20 protein-coding genes and 1 other RNA gene are annotated in these 18,975 nt (G+C 60.7%); 9 read left to right on the forward strand and 12 right to left on the reverse strand.

Annotation, left to right across the window (positions count from 1 at the left end; translation table 11 throughout):
• Entirely contained in the window at positions 1–2,226 is a 2,226-nt protein-coding gene (ppk1, locus tag D8U70_RS05485; protein WP_016772619.1) for a polyphosphate kinase 1, read from the forward strand.
• Positions 2,227–2,396: 170 nt separating this feature from the next.
• On the opposite strand, the gene ppx is transcribed toward ppk1, so the two are convergent.
• The 5 genes from ppx to D8U70_RS05515 form a co-directional block, all read right to left on the reverse strand.
• Positions 2,397–3,899 (reverse strand): exopolyphosphatase, encoded by a 1,503-nt coding sequence (ppx, locus tag D8U70_RS05490; RefSeq protein ID WP_041476907.1) that lies wholly within the window; start codon positions 3,897–3,899, stop codon positions 2,397–2,399.
• Positions 3,900–4,123: 224 nt separating this feature from the next.
• A complete protein-coding gene (locus tag D8U70_RS05500; RefSeq protein ID WP_007911148.1) occupies positions 4,124–4,861 on the reverse strand; it encodes an amino acid ABC transporter ATP-binding protein in 738 nt (245 codons plus the stop codon).
• A complete protein-coding gene (locus D8U70_RS05505; RefSeq protein WP_016772621.1) occupies positions 4,848–5,498 on the reverse strand; it encodes an amino acid ABC transporter permease in 651 nt (216 codons plus the stop codon). The genes D8U70_RS05500 and D8U70_RS05505 overlap by 14 nt, the downstream gene beginning before the upstream one ends.
• A complete protein-coding gene (locus D8U70_RS05510) occupies positions 5,495–6,163 on the reverse strand; it encodes an amino acid ABC transporter permease (protein ID WP_122612308.1) in 669 nt (222 codons plus the stop codon). Before D8U70_RS05510 ends, D8U70_RS05505 begins: the two co-directional genes overlap by 4 nt.
• A 21-nt stretch (positions 6,164–6,184) precedes the next feature.
• Positions 6,185–6,970, reverse strand: coding sequence for a transporter substrate-binding domain-containing protein (locus tag D8U70_RS05515; RefSeq protein WP_016772623.1), 786 nt, complete (start codon positions 6,968–6,970; stop codon positions 6,185–6,187).
• A 256-nt stretch (positions 6,971–7,226) separates the two neighbouring features.
• On the opposite strand from D8U70_RS05515, the gene D8U70_RS05520 reads away from it, so the two are divergent.
• The 6 genes from D8U70_RS05520 to D8U70_RS05545 all read left to right on the forward strand — a co-directional run bounded on the left by D8U70_RS05520 (position 7,227) and on the right by D8U70_RS05545 (position 13,420).
• Complete coding sequence (locus D8U70_RS05520) at positions 7,227–7,934, forward strand: FadR/GntR family transcriptional regulator (protein ID WP_073471078.1); 708 nt, start codon at positions 7,227–7,229, stop codon at positions 7,932–7,934.
• A 120-nt stretch (positions 7,935–8,054) separates the two neighbouring features.
• Positions 8,055–8,384 (forward strand): thioredoxin TrxA, encoded by a 330-nt coding sequence (gene trxA / locus D8U70_RS05525; RefSeq protein ID WP_003206727.1) that lies wholly within the window; start codon positions 8,055–8,057, stop codon positions 8,382–8,384.
• 249 nt (positions 8,385–8,633) lie between these two features.
• Complete coding sequence (gene rho, locus D8U70_RS05530) at positions 8,634–9,893, forward strand: transcription termination factor Rho (RefSeq protein ID WP_003229334.1); 1,260 nt, start codon at positions 8,634–8,636, stop codon at positions 9,891–9,893.
• A gap of 239 nt (positions 9,894–10,132) precedes the next feature.
• Positions 10,133–11,599: a 4-hydroxy-3-polyprenylbenzoate decarboxylase gene (gene ubiD, locus D8U70_RS05535; protein WP_039757427.1), complete on the forward strand. Its 1,467-nt coding sequence runs from the start codon at positions 10,133–10,135 to the stop codon at positions 11,597–11,599.
• The gene (locus tag D8U70_RS05540; protein ID WP_122506187.1) at positions 11,599–12,567 is read left to right on the forward strand and encodes a CDP-6-deoxy-delta-3,4-glucoseen reductase; all 969 of its coding nucleotides are present in this window, start codon (positions 11,599–11,601) and stop codon (positions 12,565–12,567) included. Before ubiD ends, D8U70_RS05540 begins: the two co-directional genes overlap by 1 nt.
• 184 nt (positions 12,568–12,751) lie before the next feature.
• A complete protein-coding gene (locus D8U70_RS05545) occupies positions 12,752–13,420 on the forward strand; it encodes a gamma-glutamylcyclotransferase (protein ID WP_024014748.1) in 669 nt (222 codons plus the stop codon).
• Here the strand turns inward: D8U70_RS05545 and glpT are convergent.
• On the reverse strand, positions 13,396–14,745 hold the full coding sequence (glpT, locus tag D8U70_RS05550; protein WP_024014747.1) for a glycerol-3-phosphate transporter: 1,350 nt from the start codon (positions 14,743–14,745) through the stop codon (positions 13,396–13,398). The two genes, D8U70_RS05545 and glpT, sit on opposite strands and share 25 nt — an antisense overlap.
• Positions 14,746–15,001: 256 nt before the next feature.
• A complete protein-coding gene (locus D8U70_RS05555) occupies positions 15,002–15,979 on the reverse strand; it encodes an NADPH:quinone oxidoreductase family protein (RefSeq protein ID WP_130928447.1) in 978 nt (325 codons plus the stop codon).
• Between the two features lie 150 nt (positions 15,980–16,129).
• On the opposite strand from D8U70_RS05555, the gene D8U70_RS05560 reads away from it, so the two are divergent.
• Positions 16,130–16,537, forward strand: coding sequence for a flagellar basal body-associated protein FliL (locus D8U70_RS05560; RefSeq protein ID WP_056791694.1), 408 nt, complete (start codon positions 16,130–16,132; stop codon positions 16,535–16,537).
• Positions 16,538–16,650: 113 nt separating this feature from the next.
• On the opposite strand, the gene D8U70_RS05565 is transcribed toward D8U70_RS05560, so the two are convergent.
• The gene (locus D8U70_RS05565) at positions 16,651–17,103 is read right to left on the reverse strand and encodes an EVE domain-containing protein (RefSeq protein ID WP_110644474.1); all 453 of its coding nucleotides are present in this window, start codon (positions 17,101–17,103) and stop codon (positions 16,651–16,653) included.
• Between the two features lie 197 nt (positions 17,104–17,300).
• On the opposite strand from D8U70_RS05565, the gene D8U70_RS27705 reads away from it, so the two are divergent.
• Entirely contained in the window at positions 17,301–17,456 is a 156-nt protein-coding gene (locus D8U70_RS27705; RefSeq protein ID WP_024014743.1) for a hypothetical protein, read from the forward strand.
• Positions 17,457–17,491: 35 nt separating this feature from the next.
• Here the strand turns inward: D8U70_RS27705 and D8U70_RS05570 are convergent, their stop codons facing one another.
• From D8U70_RS05570 to D8U70_RS05585, 4 genes are all read right to left on the reverse strand, one after another.
• Positions 17,492–18,097, reverse strand: a complete 606-nt coding sequence (locus D8U70_RS05570; RefSeq protein WP_016772631.1) for a 5-formyltetrahydrofolate cyclo-ligase — start codon at positions 18,095–18,097, stop codon at positions 17,492–17,494.
• An 80-nt stretch (positions 18,098–18,177) separates the two neighbouring features.
• Positions 18,178–18,356, reverse strand: a non-coding RNA gene (gene ssrS / locus D8U70_RS05575) — 6S RNA.
• Positions 18,357–18,386: 30 nt separating this feature from the next.
• Positions 18,387–18,704, reverse strand: a complete 318-nt coding sequence (locus tag D8U70_RS05580) for a cell division protein ZapA (protein ID WP_016772632.1) — start codon at positions 18,702–18,704, stop codon at positions 18,387–18,389.
• Complete coding sequence (locus D8U70_RS05585) at positions 18,701–18,910, reverse strand: TIGR02449 family protein (RefSeq protein ID WP_007911197.1); 210 nt, start codon at positions 18,908–18,910, stop codon at positions 18,701–18,703. Before D8U70_RS05585 ends, D8U70_RS05580 begins: the two co-directional genes overlap by 4 nt.
• Positions 18,911–18,975: the final 65 nt, after the last annotated feature.

An 18,975-nucleotide genomic window follows, 5' to 3' on the forward strand; every position in this document is an offset into this window, starting at 1 on the left:
ATGAATACCGAAGGACTCACTGAAGTTGCCGTAAAAGAAGCTCAGCCGGTGGTCGAGCAAATCACCGAAACCCCGCCGGAACTGGAGCCTGCGCCACCCGCGCCGGTTGCCGAAACCGCTGTGGCGGTACCGGCGATCGCCATTCCCGGCCTGGATGACAGCAGCCTGTACATCCACCGCGAGCTTTCGCAATTGCAGTTCAACATCCGCGTGCTGGAACAGGCGCTGGACGAGTCCTACCCGTTGCTGGAGCGGCTGAAGTTCCTGCTGATCTTCTCCAGCAACCTCGACGAATTCTTCGAGATCCGCGTCGCCGGGCTGAAAAAGCAGATCACTTTTGCCCGCGAACAGGCCGGCGCTGACGGCTTGCAGCCGCATCAGGCGCTGGCGCGGATCAGCGAGCTGGTCCACGGTCACGTCGACCGCCAGTACGCGATCCTTAACGATATTCTGCTGCCGGAGCTGGAAAAGCATCAGGTTCGCTTCATCCGTCGGCGCAACTGGACGACCAAGCTCAAGACCTGGGTCCGGCGCTATTTTCGCGACGAGATCGCGCCGATCATCACCCCGATCGGCCTCGACCCGACGCACCCGTTCCCGTTGCTGGTGAACAAGAGCCTGAACTTCATCGTCGAGCTCGAAGGTATCGACGCCTTCGGTCGCGACTCCGGTCTGGCGATCATTCCGGCGCCGCGTCTGCTGCCCCGGATCATCAAGGTGCCGGAAGAAGTCGGCGGCGCCGGCGACAACTATGTGTTCCTGTCGTCGATGATCCACGCCCACGCCGATGACCTGTTCCAGGGCATGAAGGTCAAAGGCTGCTACCAGTTCCGTCTGACCCGAAACGCCGACCTGGCGCTCGATTCCGAAGACGTCGAAGACCTGGCCCGCGCTCTGCGTGGCGAGTTGTTCTCGCGGCGCTACGGTGACGCGGTGCGTCTGGAAGTCGCCGACACTTGCCCGAAACACCTCTCGGACTATCTGCTCAAGCAGTTCAACCTGAGCGAGACCGAGCTGTATCAAGTCAACGGCCCGGTCAACCTGACGCGCCTGTTCAGCATCACCGGTCTGGACAGCCATCCGGAGCTGCAATACACGCCGTTCACCCCGCAGATCCCGAAACTGCTGCAAAACAGCGAAAACATCTTCAGTGTGGTCAGCAAGCAGGACATCCTCCTGCTGCACCCGTTCGAGTCGTTCACCCCGGTGGTCGACCTGCTGCGTCAGGCCGCGAAAGACCCGCATGTGTTGGCCGTACGGCAAACCCTGTACCGCTCCGGCGCCAACTCCGAGATCGTCGATGCGCTGGTGGATGCCGCGCGTAACGGCAAGGAAGTCACTGCGGTGATCGAGCTGCGCGCGCGCTTCGACGAAGAATCCAACCTGCAACTGGCCAGCCGTCTGCAAGCGGCGGGCGCAGTGGTGATCTACGGCGTGGTCGGCTTCAAGACCCACGCCAAGATGATGCTGATCCTGCGCCGTGAGGCTGGCGAAATCGTCCGCTACGCGCACCTCGGTACCGGCAACTACCACGCCGGTAATGCCAAGCTCTACACCGACTACAGCCTGCTGACCTCCGACGACGCTTTGTGCGAAGACGTCGGCAAACTGTTCAGCCAGTTGATCGGCATGGGCAAGACGCTGCGCATGAAAAAGCTGCTGCATGCGCCGTTCACCCTGAAGAAGGGCATGCTCGACATGATTGCCCGCGAAACCCAGTTCGCCCTCGAAGGCAAACCGGCGCACATCATCGCCAAGTTCAACTCGCTGACCGATCCGAAGATCATCCGCGCGCTGTACAAGGCCAGCCAGTCCGGCGTGCGCATCGATCTGGTGGTGCGCGGCATGTGCTGCCTGCGTCCGGGCATCGCTGGGGTTTCGCACAACATTCATGTGCGCTCGATCATCGGCCGCTTCCTCGAGCACACGCGGGTGTTCTACTTCCTCAACGGCGGCGACGAGCAGATGTTCCTTTCCAGCGCCGACTGGATGGAGCGCAACCTCGACAAGCGCGTCGAGACTTGCTTCCCGGTGGAAGGCAAGAAGCTGCTGACCCGCGTCAAGAAGGAGCTGGAGCTGTACCTGACCGACAACACCCACAGCTGGAGTTTGCAATCGGACGGCCGCTACATTCGCAACACGCCAACCGGCAACCAGAACCCGCGCAGTGCGCAGGCGACGTTGCTGGAGCGGTTGGGCAGCCCGATATTGCCGGTGAGCAGCTGACCTTCAGCCCAATAAAAAGGCGATCCCTCGGGATCGCCTTTTTTGTACCTGCACTGATTCCGACCTGTGGCGAGGGGATTTATCCCCGTTGGGCGCGAAGCGACCCCTTGAGTCAAAATCGGGCCTGCTGCGCAGGCCAGCGGGGATAAATCCCCTCGCCACAATCAGTGTCAGTGCACCGTGAGAACAATCCCCACCCGCGTCAACCAGTCCGCCTCAAGCCCGAAATCCGCCTGGGTCAGCTGATTTTCATCCAGCCAGTTCTCCGGGAATTCCACATCGAGATGGTCGCCATTGGCATGCAGCGCCACCTGCGGCATCGCCTGGGTTCCACGAATGTGATGGAACAGAATGGCGAACCGCAGCAGCACGCACAGGCGAATCAGCTTGATGCCGTCATCGCCGAATTCGGCGAACTTGTCCTTGGGAATATTGCGCCGGTGCCCGCGCACCAATAGCGCGAGCATCTGCTGATCCTCGCGGGAGAAGCCGGCCAGATCGGAGTGTTCGATCAGGTAGGCGCCATGCTTGTGGTAGTGATAGTGCGCGATGTCGAGGCCGACTTCGTGGACTTTCGCCGCCCAGCCGAGCAGTTCGCGCCAGATACCGTCATCCAGTTCCCAGTCGACGGCGACCTGATCGAACGCGTGCAGGGCCTTGCGTTCGACCCGCGCCGCTTGTTCCAGATCGACGTGATAGCGCTCCATCAGCGAGGTCAGGGTGCGTTCGCGCACGTCTTCGTGATGATGGCGGCCGAGCAGGTCGTAGAGCACGCCTTCACGCAGCGCGCCTTCACAATGATCCATGCGTTGCAGTTCGAGGGCGTCGAAGATCGCTTCGAGAATCGCCAGGCCCGCCGGGAAGATCGCGCGGCGGTCAGGCTTGATGCCTTCGAAATCGATCTTGTCGGCGTCGCCGAGCTTGAACAGTTTGCGCTTGAGCCACGCCAGGCCTTCGGCGTTGACCTCGCCGCTGCCGTGGCCGCCAGCCTTCAGGGCCAGGCCGATGGCGCGAATCGTACCGGAGGAGCCGATGGCTTCATCCCAGGTCAGGCGATGCAGGGCGTGCTCGATGCTCATGATTTCCAGGCGCGCCGCCGTGTAGGCCTGGGCGTAGCGGGCCGGAGTGATCTTGCCGTCCTTGAAGTAGCGCTGGGTGAAACTCACGCAGCCCATTTGCAGGCTTTCGCGCAGCAGCGGCTCGAAGCGCTGGCCGATGATGAATTCGGTACTGCCGCCGCCGATGTCGGCGACCAAACGTTTGCCTGGGGTGTCGGCGAGTGTGTGCGAAACGCCGAGATAGATCAGGCGCGCTTCTTCACGGCCGGAGATGACTTCTACCGTGTGGCCGAGGATTTCCTCGGCGCGGCGGATGAACTCGCCACGGTTGCGTGCTTCACGCAGGGCGTTGGTGCCGACGATGCGCACGGCGCCGAGCGGCATACCGTTGATCAGTTGCGCAAAGCGCTTGAGGCAATCGAGGCCGCGCTGCATCGATTCTTCGTTGAGCTGGCGCGCATCGTCGATGCCAGCGGCCAGTTGCACCTTCTCGCCGAGGCGCTCGAGGATGCGGATTTCGCCGTTCTGGGCCTTGGCCACGACCATGTGAAAGCTGTTGGAGCCCAGGTCGATTGCGGCGATCAGGGACAGATTCTTGGCTTGGGATTGCGGCATGGTCAGGGGGTCTCGGTCGATAACCCCGACATCGTGCCACGATCAAACGCTGGCGCCAACGCACATGGTTCAAACCGCCGGAGCGCGCACCCCGAACCTGATCGTTCCCACGCTCCGCGTGGGAATGCCTCACCGGACGCTCTGCGTCCGCTTTTGGGACGCGGAGCGTCCCTGGCTGCATTCCCACGCGGAGCGTGGGAACGATCAACAGGACAGAGGGCCTTTCAGGCTGTCGCTTCCACCGTGCCAATAAAGTTCGCCAGCTCCGCCGTCTGCGGATTGGCAAACAATACCTTCGGATCGCCCACCTCGTGCACCTTGCCATGGTGCATGAAGACCAATTTATCGCCGACTTCCCGGGCAAAGCGCATCTCGTGGGTGACCATGATCAGCGTCATGCCTTCCTTGGCCAACTGCCGCACCACGCTGAGCACTTCATTGACCAGTTCCGGGTCCAGTGCCGAAGTGATTTCATCGCACAGCAACACCTTCGGCGACATCGCCAAAGCCCGGGCGATCGCCACCCGCTGCTGCTGACCGCCGGACAAGCGGTCCGGAAAGGCATCGAATTTCTCCCCGAGCCCGACTCGCTCGAGCATTTCCCGCGCCAGTTCGGCTGCCTTGGCCTTGGGTACTTTCTGCACCACTTGCGGCGCGAGCATGACGTTTTCGCCGACGGTCAGGTGCGGGAACAGGTTGAACTGCTGGAAGACCATGCCGACCTTCTGTCGCAGGCTGCGCAGATCAGCGCGGGCGGCGTCGAGGTATTCGCCGTCGACTTCGATCACGCCGTCGTTGATCGACTCCAGGCCGTTGAGTGTGCGCAACAGAGTCGATTTGCCCGAGCCGCTGCGGCCGATGATCGCCACGACCTGGCCTTCCTCGACGCTGAGATCGATGCCTTTGAGTACGTGGTGATCGCCGTAGTATTTATGCAGGGCGGAAATTCTAAGCAGAGGCATGCAGTCTCCTTTCCAGGTAGCGCGCACTGAGGGACAAGGGGTAGCAGAGCAGGAAGTAGCCGAGGGCGACGAGGCCGTAGACCATGAACGGTTCGAACGTGGCGTTGGCGAGCATGCCGCCGGTCTTGGTCAGTTCGGTGAAGCCGATGATCGAGGTCACCGCTGTGCCTTTGACCACTTGCACCGAGAAGCCTACGGTCGGCGCCACGGCGATGCGCAGCGCTTGCGGCAGAATCACGTAGCGCAATTGCTCGAGCGGATTGAGCGCCAGGCTCGACGAAGCTTCCCACTGACCGTGGGGAATGGCCTCGACGCAGCCGCGCCAGATCTCTGCCAGATAGGCGCTGGTGAACAAGGTCAAAGCGATCGCGGCGGCCATCCACGGCGAAATCTCGATCCCGGCCAGCGCCACGCCGAAGAACACCAGAAACAGCTGCATCAGCAGCGGCGTGCCCTGAAACAGCTCGATCCAGGTGCGGGCGATGCTGCTGGGCAGTGTGTTCTTGGAGATGCGCATCACCAGAATCAGCAGGCCGACGAGGCCGCCGCCGATGAATGCCACCAGCGACAGCGCCAGCGTCCATTGCAGGCCGGTGAGCAGGTTGCGCAGGATGTCCCAGAAAGTGAAATCGCTCATTGGCTGCTCCTCGCAATGAACCGGCGGCCGAACCAGTTGAGCAACTGGCGGATCAGCAGCGCCATGCACAGATAGATCAGGGTGGTCAGCGCATAGGTTTCAAAGGCGCGGAAGTTGCGTGACTGAATGAAGTTGGCGGCGAAGCTCAATTCTTCCGTGGCGATCTGCGAACACACCGCCGAACCGAGCATGACGATGATGATCTGGCTGCTCAGCGCCGGCCAGACCTTGCCCAGCGCCGGCAGCAGGACGACGTGGCGGAACGCTTCGAAGCGCGTCATCGCCAGTGCCGCAGCCGCTTCCAGCTGCCCGCGCGGAATCGCCTGGATGCCGGCGCGGATGATTTCGGTCGAATAGGCGCCAAGGTTGATCACCATCGCCAGCACTGCCGCCTGCCACTCGGAAATCTGCACGCCAAGCGACGGCAGGCCGAAGAAGATGAAGAACAGTTGCACCAGAAACGGCGTGTTGCGGATCAACTCGACGTAGACGCCGAAGATCGCCGAGAACGGGCGGATTTGCCACGCCCGCACCAGCGCCCCGACAATCCCGACGCCGACCCCGAGCAGCGCGCCGATGGCGGTCAGCTCAAGGGTGAACAGTGCGCCGCGCAGCAGCAGGTCGGTGTTTTCCACCACCGGCAAAAAATCGAACTGATAAGCCATGAACGTCTCCCGCGCAGTCGATCAGAGATCGGCCGGCAGCGGCTCTTTCAGCCAGGTCTGCGAGTTCTTTTCCAGCGCGCCGTCAGCCTTGGCGGTGTTGAGGATGTCGTTGACCTTGGCCAGCAACGCCGCTTCGTTCTTGTTCACACCGACGTAGACCGGCGAATCCTTGAGCTTCACCTTCAGCGCCGGCACGCGCTTGGGGTTCTTCTCGCTGATGGCCACCATCACCACGTTGCCGCTGGCGATCAGATCGACCTGGCCTGCCAGATAAGCAGCGATGGTCGAGTTGTTGTCTTCGAAACGTTTGATGGTCACGCCTTCGGGGGCGACTTTGCTCAGCTCGATGTCTTCGATGGCGCCCCGGGTGACGCTGATGGTCTTGCCCTTGAGGTCGTCGAGGCTGGTGATCGCAGCGTCTGGCGGACCGAACACGGCGAGGTAGAACGGCGCATAGGCGCGGGAGAAGTCGATGACTTTCTCGCGCTCTGCGTTTTTGCCGAGGCTGGAAATCACCAGATCGACTTTGCCGGTGGTGAGGAACGGGATGCGGTTGGTGCTGTTGACCGGGGTCAGTTCAAGTTTGACCTTGAGTTGGTCAGCGAGCAGTTTCGCCGTGTCGATATCCAGGCCGCGCGGTTTCATGTCCGGGCCGACCGAGCCGAACGGCGGGAAGTCCTGGGGCACGGCGACTTTCAGCGTGCCGCGTTTGACCACGTCGTCCAGACCGTCGGCGTGAGCGGGGGCCTGGCACAGCAGCAGGCCGGCAAACAGGGAAGCGAGGAGGGCGCTGTAACGCTGGGTCATGGACAATCTCCGGATCGGCGGGAAGTGGTTGCTGCGATCGGACAGAGCATGGGCCGTGCCAACAGGCGGATTTCGCCCCGGCAGGCCGCGGCATCAGCGGCTTCGTTCGGTCTTACTGGTCTGAACAGTCAACTCGGTTTTCGCACTGCGATGGCGCATCGGCAGTGCGCGCCGAACCCCGCTGGGGCACGACTTGCCGGACTCGACGAATAGCTTTACAACTAGCCGCACCTTGGCCCTGACGCGTCCGCACATCATGAATTCGATCTCCCGCGCCGTACCCGAAGTGGCGCTGCAAGCGATCCGCAAACTGATCACCGAACAGGGCTTCGGCGCTGGCGATGCGTTGCCTTCGCAACGGGATCTGGCGCTGCAACTGGGCGTCAGTCGGGCATCGTTGCGTGAAGCGCTGTCGTCGCTCAGTGCACTGGGCGTGGTCAGCATTCAGCCGGGCAAGGGCGTGTTCGTGCAGTCACCGGTCGAATTGTCGCGCGGCGACAACGCGCCAGGCTGGTCGTTTGCGGCGCAGGCATCACCGCTGGATATCTTTCAATTGCGCTATGCGCTCGAAGGGTTTGCAGCAGGGTTGGCGGCGGTGACGTTGAGCACGTTCGATCTGGATGCGCTGGAAGACAACGTTGCGGCCATGCGCGAGCAATTGAAGCTCGGCGACTTTGAGGCAGCGGCGAAACTCGACTTCGAATTCCACCGACGCATCCTTCTTGCCAGCGGTAATCAGGCGATGCTGAGCATTCTCACCGCCAGCGCCGAGATCTTCCTCGAAAGCCAGAAACTGCCGTTCATCCGCGCCGAGCGCGCCATGGAAACCTGGCAGGAACATCGCAAGATCCTCCGTGCCCTGGCGCGCCGCGCGTCGGGGGCGGCGCAGAAAGCCATGCAGGAACACGTGCGCAACGCCGCCCTGCGTACCGGAATCGCCTTCATCGCTCCCGCCACGGCGTGACTTGAGCTATACCCAAACTCATCAAGGGCCATAGCAACACTCAATCATCTGCGGCTTCCTGAACAAGGGAAGGGCGGCTATGATGGGCCACGTTTTTTTGCTTACAACCTGGAGAATTCCATGAGCAGCGATCTGATCAAACACGTTAGCGACGCTAGCTTCGAAGCCGACGTACTCAAGGCCGAAGGCGCTGTCCTGGTCGACTACTGGGCTGAATGGTGCGGCCCTTGCAAAATGATCGCACCGGTTCTGGACGAGATTGCCGAGACTTACAAAGGCAAGCTGACCGTCGCCAAACTGAACATCGACGAAAACCAGGAAACCCCGGCCAAGCATGGCGTGCGTGGTATCCCGACGCTGATGCTGTTCAAGAACGGCAACGTTGAAGCGACCAAGGTCGGCGCACTGTCGAAGTCGCAGCTGGCGGCGTTCCTCGACGCCAACATCTGAGCGTCGCAGTAAAACGCTGAAAAAAAGCCCCGCAAATCGCGGGGCTTTTTGCGTATTCAGGGCTAGACGCTCCGAAACTCAGGTGGTACATTCGGCCCCGCACTGGTTTCTCCAATGCCCCCTGCTAGCCGTCGCCGACGCACTCCTTTTCGAATTAGTTCGCGATCCTGTCGCCTTCTCCGCGGCGCGGCCTCATTAAGCCAAAAGCTTAATTTCCCCCCCCTCCATAAATGATTACGTCATTCCTATATGAATCTGACTGAACTCAAGCAAAAGCCGATTACCGAACTGCTCGAATTGGCCGAACAGATGGGCATAGAAAATATGGCCCGTTCGCGCAAGCAGGACGTGATTTTCTCCCTGCTGAAAAAGCACGCGAAAAGCGGCGAGGAAATCTCCGGTGATGGCGTGCTGGAGATTCTCCAGGACGGCTTCGGCTTCCTGCGCTCCGCAGACGCTTCCTACCTCGCCGGCCCTGACGACATCTACGTCTCGCCGAGCCAGATCCGCCGCTTCAATTTGCGCACCGGTGACACCATCGTTGGCAAGATCCGCCCTCCGAAGGAAGGCGAGCGGTATTTCGCCCTGCTCAAGGTCGACACGATCAACTTCGATCGTCCGGAGAACGCGAAAAACAAGATTCTCTTCGAGAACCTGACGCCGCTGTTCCCGACCGTGCGCATGAAGATGGAAGCCGGCAACGGTTCCACCGAAGACTTGACCGGTCGCGTGATCGACCTGTGCGCACCGATCGGCAAAGGCCAGCGTGGCCTGATCGTCGCACCGCCGAAAGCCGGTAAAACGATCATGCTGCAGAACATCGCAGCGAACATCGCCCGTAACAATCCTGAAGTTCACCTGATCGTGCTGTTGATCGACGAGCGTCCGGAAGAAGTGACCGAAATGCAGCGCACCGTGCGCGGCGAAGTGGTTGCCTCGACCTTCGACGAGCCGCCGACCCGTCACGTGCAGGTTGCTGAAATGGTGATCGAGAAGGCCAAACGCCTGGTCGAGCACAAGAAAGACGTGGTGATCCTGCTCGATTCCATCACCCGTCTGGCCCGTGCCTACAACACCGTGATCCCGAGCTCCGGCAAGGTATTGACCGGTGGTGTCGATGCCCACGCCCTCGAGAAGCCGAAGCGTTTCTTCGGTGCCGCGCGTAACATCGAAGAAGGCGGCTCGCTGACCATTATCGCCACCGCGCTGGTTGAAACCGGCTCGAAGATGGACGAAGTGATCTACGAAGAGTTCAAGGGTACCGGCAACATGGAACTGCCTCTGGATCGCAAGATTGCCGAGAAGCGTGTGTTCCCGGCCATCAACATCAACCGCTCCGGCACCCGCCGCGAAGAGTTGCTGACCGCCGACGACGAACTGCAGCGCATGTGGATTCTGCGCAAGCTGCTGCACCCGATGGACGAAGTGGCCGCCATCGAGTTCCTGGTCGACAAGCTGAAGACGACCAAGACCAACGACGAGTTCTTCTTGTCGATGAAACGCAAGTAATACGCTGGCGTTTCAACAAAGGACGCTCCCGCAAGGGGGCGTTTTTTTTTGCCCCGAAAAATCTCGCGCCCATCACGGATATCTGTTGATGGGCCGATTTTGCGGCGTCGGCAGCGCACTGCTGAGTCCCAGGCTTGCCCCTTCGCCGCAGCGCGGGGGCCACAATCGAGCAATGACGGGCTGCTGTTTGCCCCTCAGAGCAGGTAGGATGTACGCCTATTTTGAGGGTGCCATCGTCAATGAAATTCAAGGATCTTCGGGATTTCGTGCAGCAGCTTGAGCAGCGCGGAGAGTTGAAACGCATCCAGATTCCCGTCTCGCCGGTGCTGGAGATGACTGAGGTGTGCGACCGCACGCTGCGGGCCAAAGGCCCGGCACTGTTGTTCGAGAAGCCTACCGGTTACGACATTCCGGTGCTCGGCAACCTGTTCGGCACGCCCGAGCGCGTGGCCATGGGCATGGGCGCCGAGTCGGTCAGCGAACTGCGCGAAATCGGCAAGCTGCTGGCCTTTCTCAAGGAGCCGGAGCCGCCGAAGGGCTTGAAGGACGCCTGGTCGAAACTGCCGATCTTCCGCAAGATCATTTCGATGGCGCCGAAAGTCGTCAAAGACGCGGTGTGCCAGGAAGTGGTCATCGAAGGCGACGACGTCGATCTGGCGATGTTGCCGGTGCAGACCTGCTGGCCCGGCGACGTCGGCCCGCTGATCACCTGGGGTCTGACGGTCACCAAAGGTCCGAACAAGGAACGCCAGAACCTCGGTATCTACCGCCAGCAAGTGATCGGCCGCAACAAGGTGATCATGCGCTGGCTCAGCCATCGTGGCGGTGCTCTCGATTTTCGCGAGTGGTGCGAGAAGCACCCGGGCCAGCCGTTCCCGGTGTCCGTGGCCCTTGGCGCCGATCCGGCGACGATTCTCGGTGCCGTGACGCCGGTGCCGGACAGCCTCTCCGAATATGCTTTCGCAGGGCTCTTGCGCGGTAACCGCACCGAACTGGTCAAGTGCCGGGGCAACGATCTGCAAGTGCCGGCCACCGCCGAAATCATCCTCGAAGGCGTGATCCATCCCGGCGAAATGGCCGACGAAGGCCCGTATGGCGACCACACCGGTTACTACAACGAAGTCGACAGCTTCCCGGTGTTCACCGTCGAGCGCATCACCCACCGGATCAAACCGATCTACCACAGCACCTACACCGGGCGGCCGCCGGATGAGCCGGCGATTCTCGGCGTGGCGCTGAACGAAGTGTTCGTACCGATTCTGCAGAAGCAGTTCCCGGAGATCACTGACTTCTACCTGCCGCCGGAAGGCTGCTCGTACCGCATGGCTGTGGTGACGATGAAGAAGTCGTATCCGGGGCATGCCAAGCGCGTGATGCTCGGCGTCTGGTCGTTTTTGCGACAGTTCATGTACACCAAGTTCGTTATCGTCACTGACGACGATATCAACGCACGGGACTGGAACGACGTGATCTGGGCCATCACCACGCGCATGGACCCCAAGCGCGACACGGTGATGATCGACAACACGCCGATCGACTACCTCGACTTCGCTTCGCCGATTTCCGGCCTGGGCTCGAAAATGGGCCTGGATGCCACCCACAAGTGGCCGGGCGAAACCACTCGCGAGTGGGGCCGCGTGATCGTCAAGGACGACGCCGTCACCCAACGGATCGATGCCATCTGGAATCAGTTAGGAATAGATTGATGCGTGTAACCCTGCAGCCTTCCGGAGCCGTGCTCGAGATCCAACCCGGTGAGCGGATTCTCGACGGTGCGCGGCGCCTGGGCTATGACTGCCCGCAAAGCTGCCGCAACGGCAATTGCCACGTGTGTGCAGCGCTGCTGGTCGAGGGCCGCGTCGAGCAGGCCGGCAAAGTCCACGATCATGGCGAGTTCTACACCTGCATCGCCGCACCGCTGGAAGACTGCGTGCTGCTGTGGGATGGCGTGCTCGCGCTGGGTGAACTGCCGGTGCGCAGCCTGTCGTGTCAGGTCATCGAGTGTCGCGAGGTCGGCGGCGACACCTGGCGCGTGCGTCTGCGTGCGCCAGCAGGCAAGCCGCCGCGCTATCACGCCGGGCAATATTTGATGATCGAGCGCGAGAGCGGTGAGAAGTCGGCGTTCTCCATGGCTTCGGCACCCCACGGCGGACGTGATCTGGAAATCCATGTGCTGGCGCGCGAAACCAGTGCGTTGAGCCTGATCGAGCAGCTGCAACGCAACCCGATGGTGCGTGTCGAGCTGCCCTTTGGCGACACCCATCTTGCGGAGCTGCCCGACGGTCCGCTGGTGTTGATCGCCGCCGGCACCGGCATGGGCCAGATTCACAGTCTGATCGAACATTGCCGCGCCGAAGGCTTCAAGCATCCAGTGCATCTGTATTGGGGCGTACGCCGCCCGGAAGATTTTTATCAGATCGAGCACTGGGATGAATGGCTGAAGCTGCCCAATCTGTTCCTGCACAAAGTGGTCAGCGACCAGTGCGGCTGGGAAGGGCGCTGCGGGATGCTGCACGAGGCGGTTTGCGAAGATTTCCCCGATCTGAAGGCGCTGCACGTCTATGCCAGCGGTTCGCCAGCGATGGTTTACGGCACCTTGGACGCGCTGGTCGAGGCGGGCATGGATGCGCATCAGATGCGCGCCGATGTGTTCGCCTACGCGCCGCGCTCCTGATACTTATAACTTGGCATATAGCCGATTGGTATTTATCTAATTAGGCAAATACCGCTAGGTTATATATCAATCAGGCAATTAAGCAGTGGCACTTAATTTGCCTTAAAACATATGTGCCTTATTGTTACAGCGGTGCGTTCTATTAAGTAATTCTTCACCCGCGGGGAGCTGAACGCTATTCGCCATGAGCGCCATTGAAAACGCAATTCTGAACCTGGCTTACCCTCCGCGGCTCGATCTTGGGCCGCAGCTGACGCACGAACAACTTCTCGCTTCCATGCAATCGACCATGGCGCGCCACAAGGGCGGGCCGGTGTGGCTGTTCGCCTATGGTTCGCTGATCTGGCGGCCGGAATGCACGGCAGTCGAGCGCATGCGCGGTCGCGTGCATGGCTATCATCGCGGCTTGTACCTGTGGTCCCACGAGCATCGGGGTACCCCGGAAATGCCCGGTCTGGTGTTCGGTCTGGATCGTGGTGGTTCATGCAGTGGCTTTGCCTACCGCTTGCCGGAAGACAATCTCGATACCGCGCTGTATGCGCTGTGGAAACGCGAGATGCCGTTTCCCTCGTATCGCCCGCACTGGCTCAATTGCCGGCTCGAAGATGGCACTCAGGTGCAGGCCTTGGGATTCGTTCTGGAGCGTCACCTGCCGAGCTATGCCGGCAACTTGCCGGATCATGTGCTCAGCCAGGTGTTCGCCAGCGCCAGCGGGCGTTACGGCACCACTCGCGATTATGTCGAGCAGACCGCGCACGCCCTGCGCAGCCACGCCATGCCGGATCGAAATCTGGAGGCGCGGCTCAAGCGCTGTAAATCACACAGCGATCAGGCGACCGCTTCACGGCTCTGACTGGCGACTTGCTTGTGCCACAGCGTTGGCGCAAGGAAGGCCATCGCCAGCAGGCAAGCGCCGACCAGCAGCACGAAACCGCCATCCCAGCCGAAGTGGTCAACGGTGTAGCCCATCGCCGCACTGGCCGCGACCGAACCCCCAAGATAACCGAACAGACCGGTGAAGCCCGCTGCAGTACCGGCGGCTTTCTTCGGCGCCAGTTCCAGCGCTTGCAGGCCGATCAGCATCACCGGGCCGTAGATCAGGAAGCCGATCGACAGCAGGGCGATCATGTCGACCATCGGATTGCCGGCCGGATTGAGCCAGTACACCAGAGTCGCCACAGTCACCAGGGCCATGAACACCATGCCGGTCAGACCACGGTTGCCACGGAAGATCTTGTCCGACATCCAGCCGCACAGCAGCGTGCCCGGGATGCCTGCCCACTCGTAGAAGAAATAGGCCCACGAGGTTTTATCCACGGTGAAGCCCTTGGCTTCCTTCAGGTACGTCGGCGCCCAGTCCAGCACGCCGTAGCGCAGCAAGTAGACGAAAACGTTGGCCAGAGCGATGTACCAGAGCATTTTGTTGCGCAGCACGTATTTGACGAAGATTTCCTTGGCGCTGAATTCGTCTTCGTGGCTGGCGTCGTAGCCTTCCGGGTAGTCGTTCTTGTACTGCTCGATCGGCGGCAGGCCGACCGATTGCGGGGTGTCGCGCATGGTGATGAAGGCGAATACCGCCACGCCCAGCGCGACCGCTGCCGGGACGTAAAACGCCGCATGCCAGTCATTGAACAGGCCCATGCCGATCAGGAACAGCGGGCCGATCAGACCGCCGCCGACGTTATGCGCTACGTTCCACACCGACACCACGCCGCCGCGTTCCTTCTGCGACCACCAGTGCACCATGGTCCGCCCGCTCGGCGGCCAGCCCATGCCCTGCGCCCAGCCGTTGATGAACAGGAGAATGAACATCATCGTCACGCTGGACGTTGCCCACGGCGCGAAACCGAAAATGAACATCACCCCGGCCGAGACCAGCAGACCGAACGGCAGGAAGAAGCGCGGGTTGGAACGGTCGGACACCAGGCCCATGAGGAACTTCGACAAACCGTAAGCGATGGCGATCGCCGACATCGCCAGACCAAGGTCGCCACGGCTGTAGCCTTCATCGATCAGGTACGGCATGGCCAGGGAGAAGTTCTTGCGCAGCAGGTAGTAACCGGCGTAGCCGATAAAGATACCGGCGAAGATCTGCCAGCGCAGGCGGCGGTAGGTGCTGTCTATTTTTTCTTCAGGCAATGGAGCCTGATGTGCGGCAGGACGAAAGAAAGCAAACATTCAAGAGCTCCAGTTTTCTTGTTTTGACTGCGGATGCGAATGTTACAGTTTCGTTACCGAAAATAGCATCGCTTCACGTCGGCAAAACAGCGGAAATTTGGGCAGATGAGCGTTCCTTTATGAACATGTCGCTCTGAGATAAGAAGGCGGCGCTGAGGGGATGGTGGCTCGGGTGGGTTTCTGCGGTTTAACGTATTGGCGAGGCGGATCTCAGCGTTAAAGCGATCCGGATGGTTGCTCCGGATCGCTCCATGTTTTAACGAACCTGAACAACAACCTTGCCCACAGCCTTGCGCTGGCCGAGATCATCGATCGCCTGCGCCGCATTGCTCAGCGGATACACCTGCGATACCAGAGGTTTCAGCTTGCCCTCGGCAAACCAGGCGAACAGCTGCTGGAAGTTGGCTGCGTTGTCCTGGGGCTGGCGTTGGGCAAAGGAGCCCCAGAACACGCCGAGTACCGCCGCGCCTTTGAGCAGGGCGAGGTTGACCGGCAGTTCCGGGATGCGTCCGCTGGCGAAGCCGATCACCAGCAGGCGACCGTTCCAGGCGATGGCGCGGATGGCCTGGTCGAACAGGTCGCCGCCGACCGGGTCGTAGATCACGTCGGCGCCCTGGCCGTCGGTGAGGCGTTTGATCTCCTCCTTGAGGCTGGCTTCGCTGTAGTTGATCAGCTCATCGGCGCCGGCAGCCTTGGCCACCGCGAGTTTTTCGGCGCTGCTGGCGGCGGCGATCACGCGGGCGCCCATGGCTTTGCCGATCTCCACCGCGGCGAGGCCGACGCCGCCCGACGCGCCGAGCACCAGCAGGGTTTCGCCCGGTTGCAGTTGGGCGCGTTGCTTGAGTGCGTGCATCGACGTGCCGTAGGTCATGCTGAATGCAGCGGCAATGTTGAAGTCCATCGACGGTGGAATCGGCAACACGTTGTAGCCCGGCACCGCCACCTGCTCGGCAAAACTGCCCCAACCGGTCAACGCCATGACCCGGTCGCCGACTTTCAGATGGCTGACCTTTTCCCCCACTTCACGCACCACGCCCGCCGCTTCACCGCCCGGCGAAAACGGGAAGGGCGGTTTGAACTGGTACTTGCCCTCGATGATCAGCGTGTCCGGGAAATTGACTCCGGCAGCGTGCACGTCCAGCAGGATTTCATTCTTCTTGGCGACAGGACTGGCGACGTCTTCCAGCACCAGCGATTCGGCAGGGCCGAAGGCTTTGCACAGCACGGCTTTCATCAGGGCTATTCCTTTGGGAGTGATGGCCGATAAGTGTAGGTGTGTGAATCAACGGGTCAACGAGCATGCCCGGCCCTGATAGTCAGCCATAAGCTTGTGCTTGCGCGGCGGGTCGTTATGCTAGGCCGCAAACCGGATAAGGAGCGAATTGTGAAAGCGTGGATCATGTTGTTGCTGGCCCTGTCTCTGCCTGTGGCAGCACTGGCCGAAGAAGCCAAAGAAGGCGAGGCGCCGAAGGTCAATTACATCACCCTGAGCCCGCCGTTCGTCGGCAACTATGGCCTGGACGGCACCGCCAAGCTCAAGGTCTACAAGGCCGATGTGGCATTGCGTGTGACTGGTGAGGAGGCGACCAAACTGGTCAAGGCCAACGAGCCGCTGATCCGCAATCAGCTGGTGGCGTTGTTCACTCAGCAGTCGACCGAGGCGATGGGCAGCATCGAGGGCAAGGAAAAGCTGCGTCAGGAAGCGTTGAAGCAGACCCAGCAGGTCATGAATGACGAGACCGGCAAGCCTGTTGTTGAGGATCTGTTGTTCAACAACCTGATCATTCAGTAAGTCATTCGCTGTCCGGGCAGGCCTCTTCGCGAGCAGGCTCACTCCCACATTGGACTGCATGTTCCTGTGGGAGCGAGCCTGCTCGCGAAAGCTATTTATCAGGCAAAAATGAATCAGGGTTTGAGCGCGATGACTGCCGCCCACTGCTCCGCCGTCACCGGCATCACCGACAACCGCGAGCCCTTGTGCACCAGCGGCAGCTCCGCCAGCGCCGTCTGCTGCTTCAGATAATCGAGCTTCAACACCCGTTTGAACGTCTCGACATGCTCGACATCGATCGCGCTCCAGGCATTTTTTTCTGCAGTAGCCTTCGGATCGAAGTAATGGCTGTCGGGCTCCAGCGCCGTCGGATCGGGATACGCTGCTTCGATAATTTTGCCAATTCCGGCAATCCCCGGCTCGGGGCAGCTGGAATGGTAGAAAAAGAACTCGTCACCAACGGCCATCGCCCGCAGGAAATTGCGCGCCTGATAATTGCGAACCCCGTCCCAGCGCGCCTTGCCGAGCTTTTCCAGACCCTTGATCGAGAGTTCGTCGGGCTCTGATTTCATCAGCCAGTAGGCCATGTCGTGTGCTCCTGAAGCGGTCATTGGGCAGGTTGTCGGGCAATTTTATGACAAACCGACAGTCGGTTGACGTCAGCGTTTGCGCACAGGTTCACGTTGCCGCAAAATGCCGGCCTTTAAAGCTTGACGCTGCTGCACGGCCTACGAACGGAAACCGCTGCTGTCATCGTGATGATGTGCCTTGAGGGGGGCAATCGATGAAACGCAAACCGGATTTGCTATGGACTTTGGTAATTTTGTTTGGCCTGGGCGTGGTGACCACCGGTTACGCGCAGAGCCTGTGGGCGAACAAGACCGACGCGCCGATTGAAGTGGCGCAACAGGTGCAACAGTCGACCGCTTTCAAACGCTGAACCTGTCTCTTCGACGCCGCTGTTCCATGCGGCGTCTACTCTGCGAAATACCACGCCTTGTCGGTAACCGTGCCTTGTAACGGCACATCCCAACTCGCCTGCGCTAAACGCTCGACCTTCTGACACTCATGGGCCAGGCCCAGCAGCGTCGGCTTGCGCCAGTTCTTGCGCCGGGCCAGATAGGCGAGGCTGCGATCATAAAATCCGCCGCCCATGCCCAGGCGCCCGCCGACATCGTCAAACCCCACCAGCGGCAACAGCACCAGATCCAGCGCCCAGACCTTGCGTTGCCGAGCCAGATTGGCCCGGGGCTCGAGGATGCGGAAGCGATTGGGCGTGAGCTTTTCGCCGGGGCGGATGCGCTGGAAGACCATTTTCGTTCGTGGCCACGCGCTGAGTACCGGCAGATAAGTCGCCTTGCCACGACGCTGGGCTTCGCGCAGCAGCAGGCGCGGATCGATTTCACCGTCGGTGGGCAAATACAGAGAGATATGTTTCGCCCGGCGAAAGTGCGGGTCTTGCGCCAATTGCCGGAACAGGCCTTTGGCCGCCCGGCGTTGTTCGCCCGGCGTCAGTGCGCGGCGCGCCTTGCGCAGCAGGCGGCGGAGTTGCGGGCGGGGCAGCAGCGCGGGTTCGGTCATGGTTCGGCTTCGGCAGGTGGATGCAAAAACGTACGCATAAAAAATCCGATGTCGGCATACACCGACATCGGATTCGAATCAGGCTCCCCGGATGAACCGCTGTCAACTCAGCCCTTGAACCCGAAAGTTCAAGGTGGAAGAAGCAGTAGACTTTAAGGCTTTCCGTCTAGCGGACATGCACACCAGCCCAACGTGCAACTTCCAGGGTAGTGCGAATCGGCTCCGGGACATCGTCAACTGGCAAGCACCCCAGGGAGTGCCGCGAGTATACCTCAAGCTGTCAGTCGAATCAGCCCTTGGCGGTGTTCTGATCGTCGGCCAGGACCAGATCGACACGATCGAGCAAGTCGCGCACCTGTTCGCGGGTCGAACCGCTGGCCTGGATGTCCGGGCGCTCTTCTTTGTGCAACAGGTCGTGGGTGATGTTCAGCGCGGCCATCACGGCAATGCGGTCGGCACCGATGACTTTGCCGCTGCTGCGGATCTCGCGCATCTTGCCGTCCAGGTAGCGGGCGGCGCTGACCAGATTGCTGCGTTCTTCCGGCGGGCAGATGATCGAATACTCTTTGTCGAGGATCTGCACGGTAACGCTATTGCTTGAACTCATGAGTCTTGCTCCAGGGCCTTGAGGCGCGAAATCATCGATTCGACCTTACGCCGGGCGATTTCGTTTTTTTCAATGAGGTGAGCGCGTTCCTCGCGCCAGGTTTTTTCCTGAGCTAGTAAGAGTGCGTTTTGACTCTTAAGTTGCTCGACTCGGCCAATCAGCAGTTCGAGTCTGGCCATCAGCGCTTGCAGGTCGGTGTCTTCCATTGGGTCCACGTGTTCGTCTGATGGGTGGTAACTGGCGGACAGCCTTTAATGGTCTTGGCGGGGCT

It is taken from the genome of Pseudomonas sp. Sample_20, assembly GCF_004307585.1.
Classification (GTDB): Bacteria; Pseudomonadota; Gammaproteobacteria; order Pseudomonadales; family Pseudomonadaceae; genus Aquipseudomonas; species Aquipseudomonas atacamensis.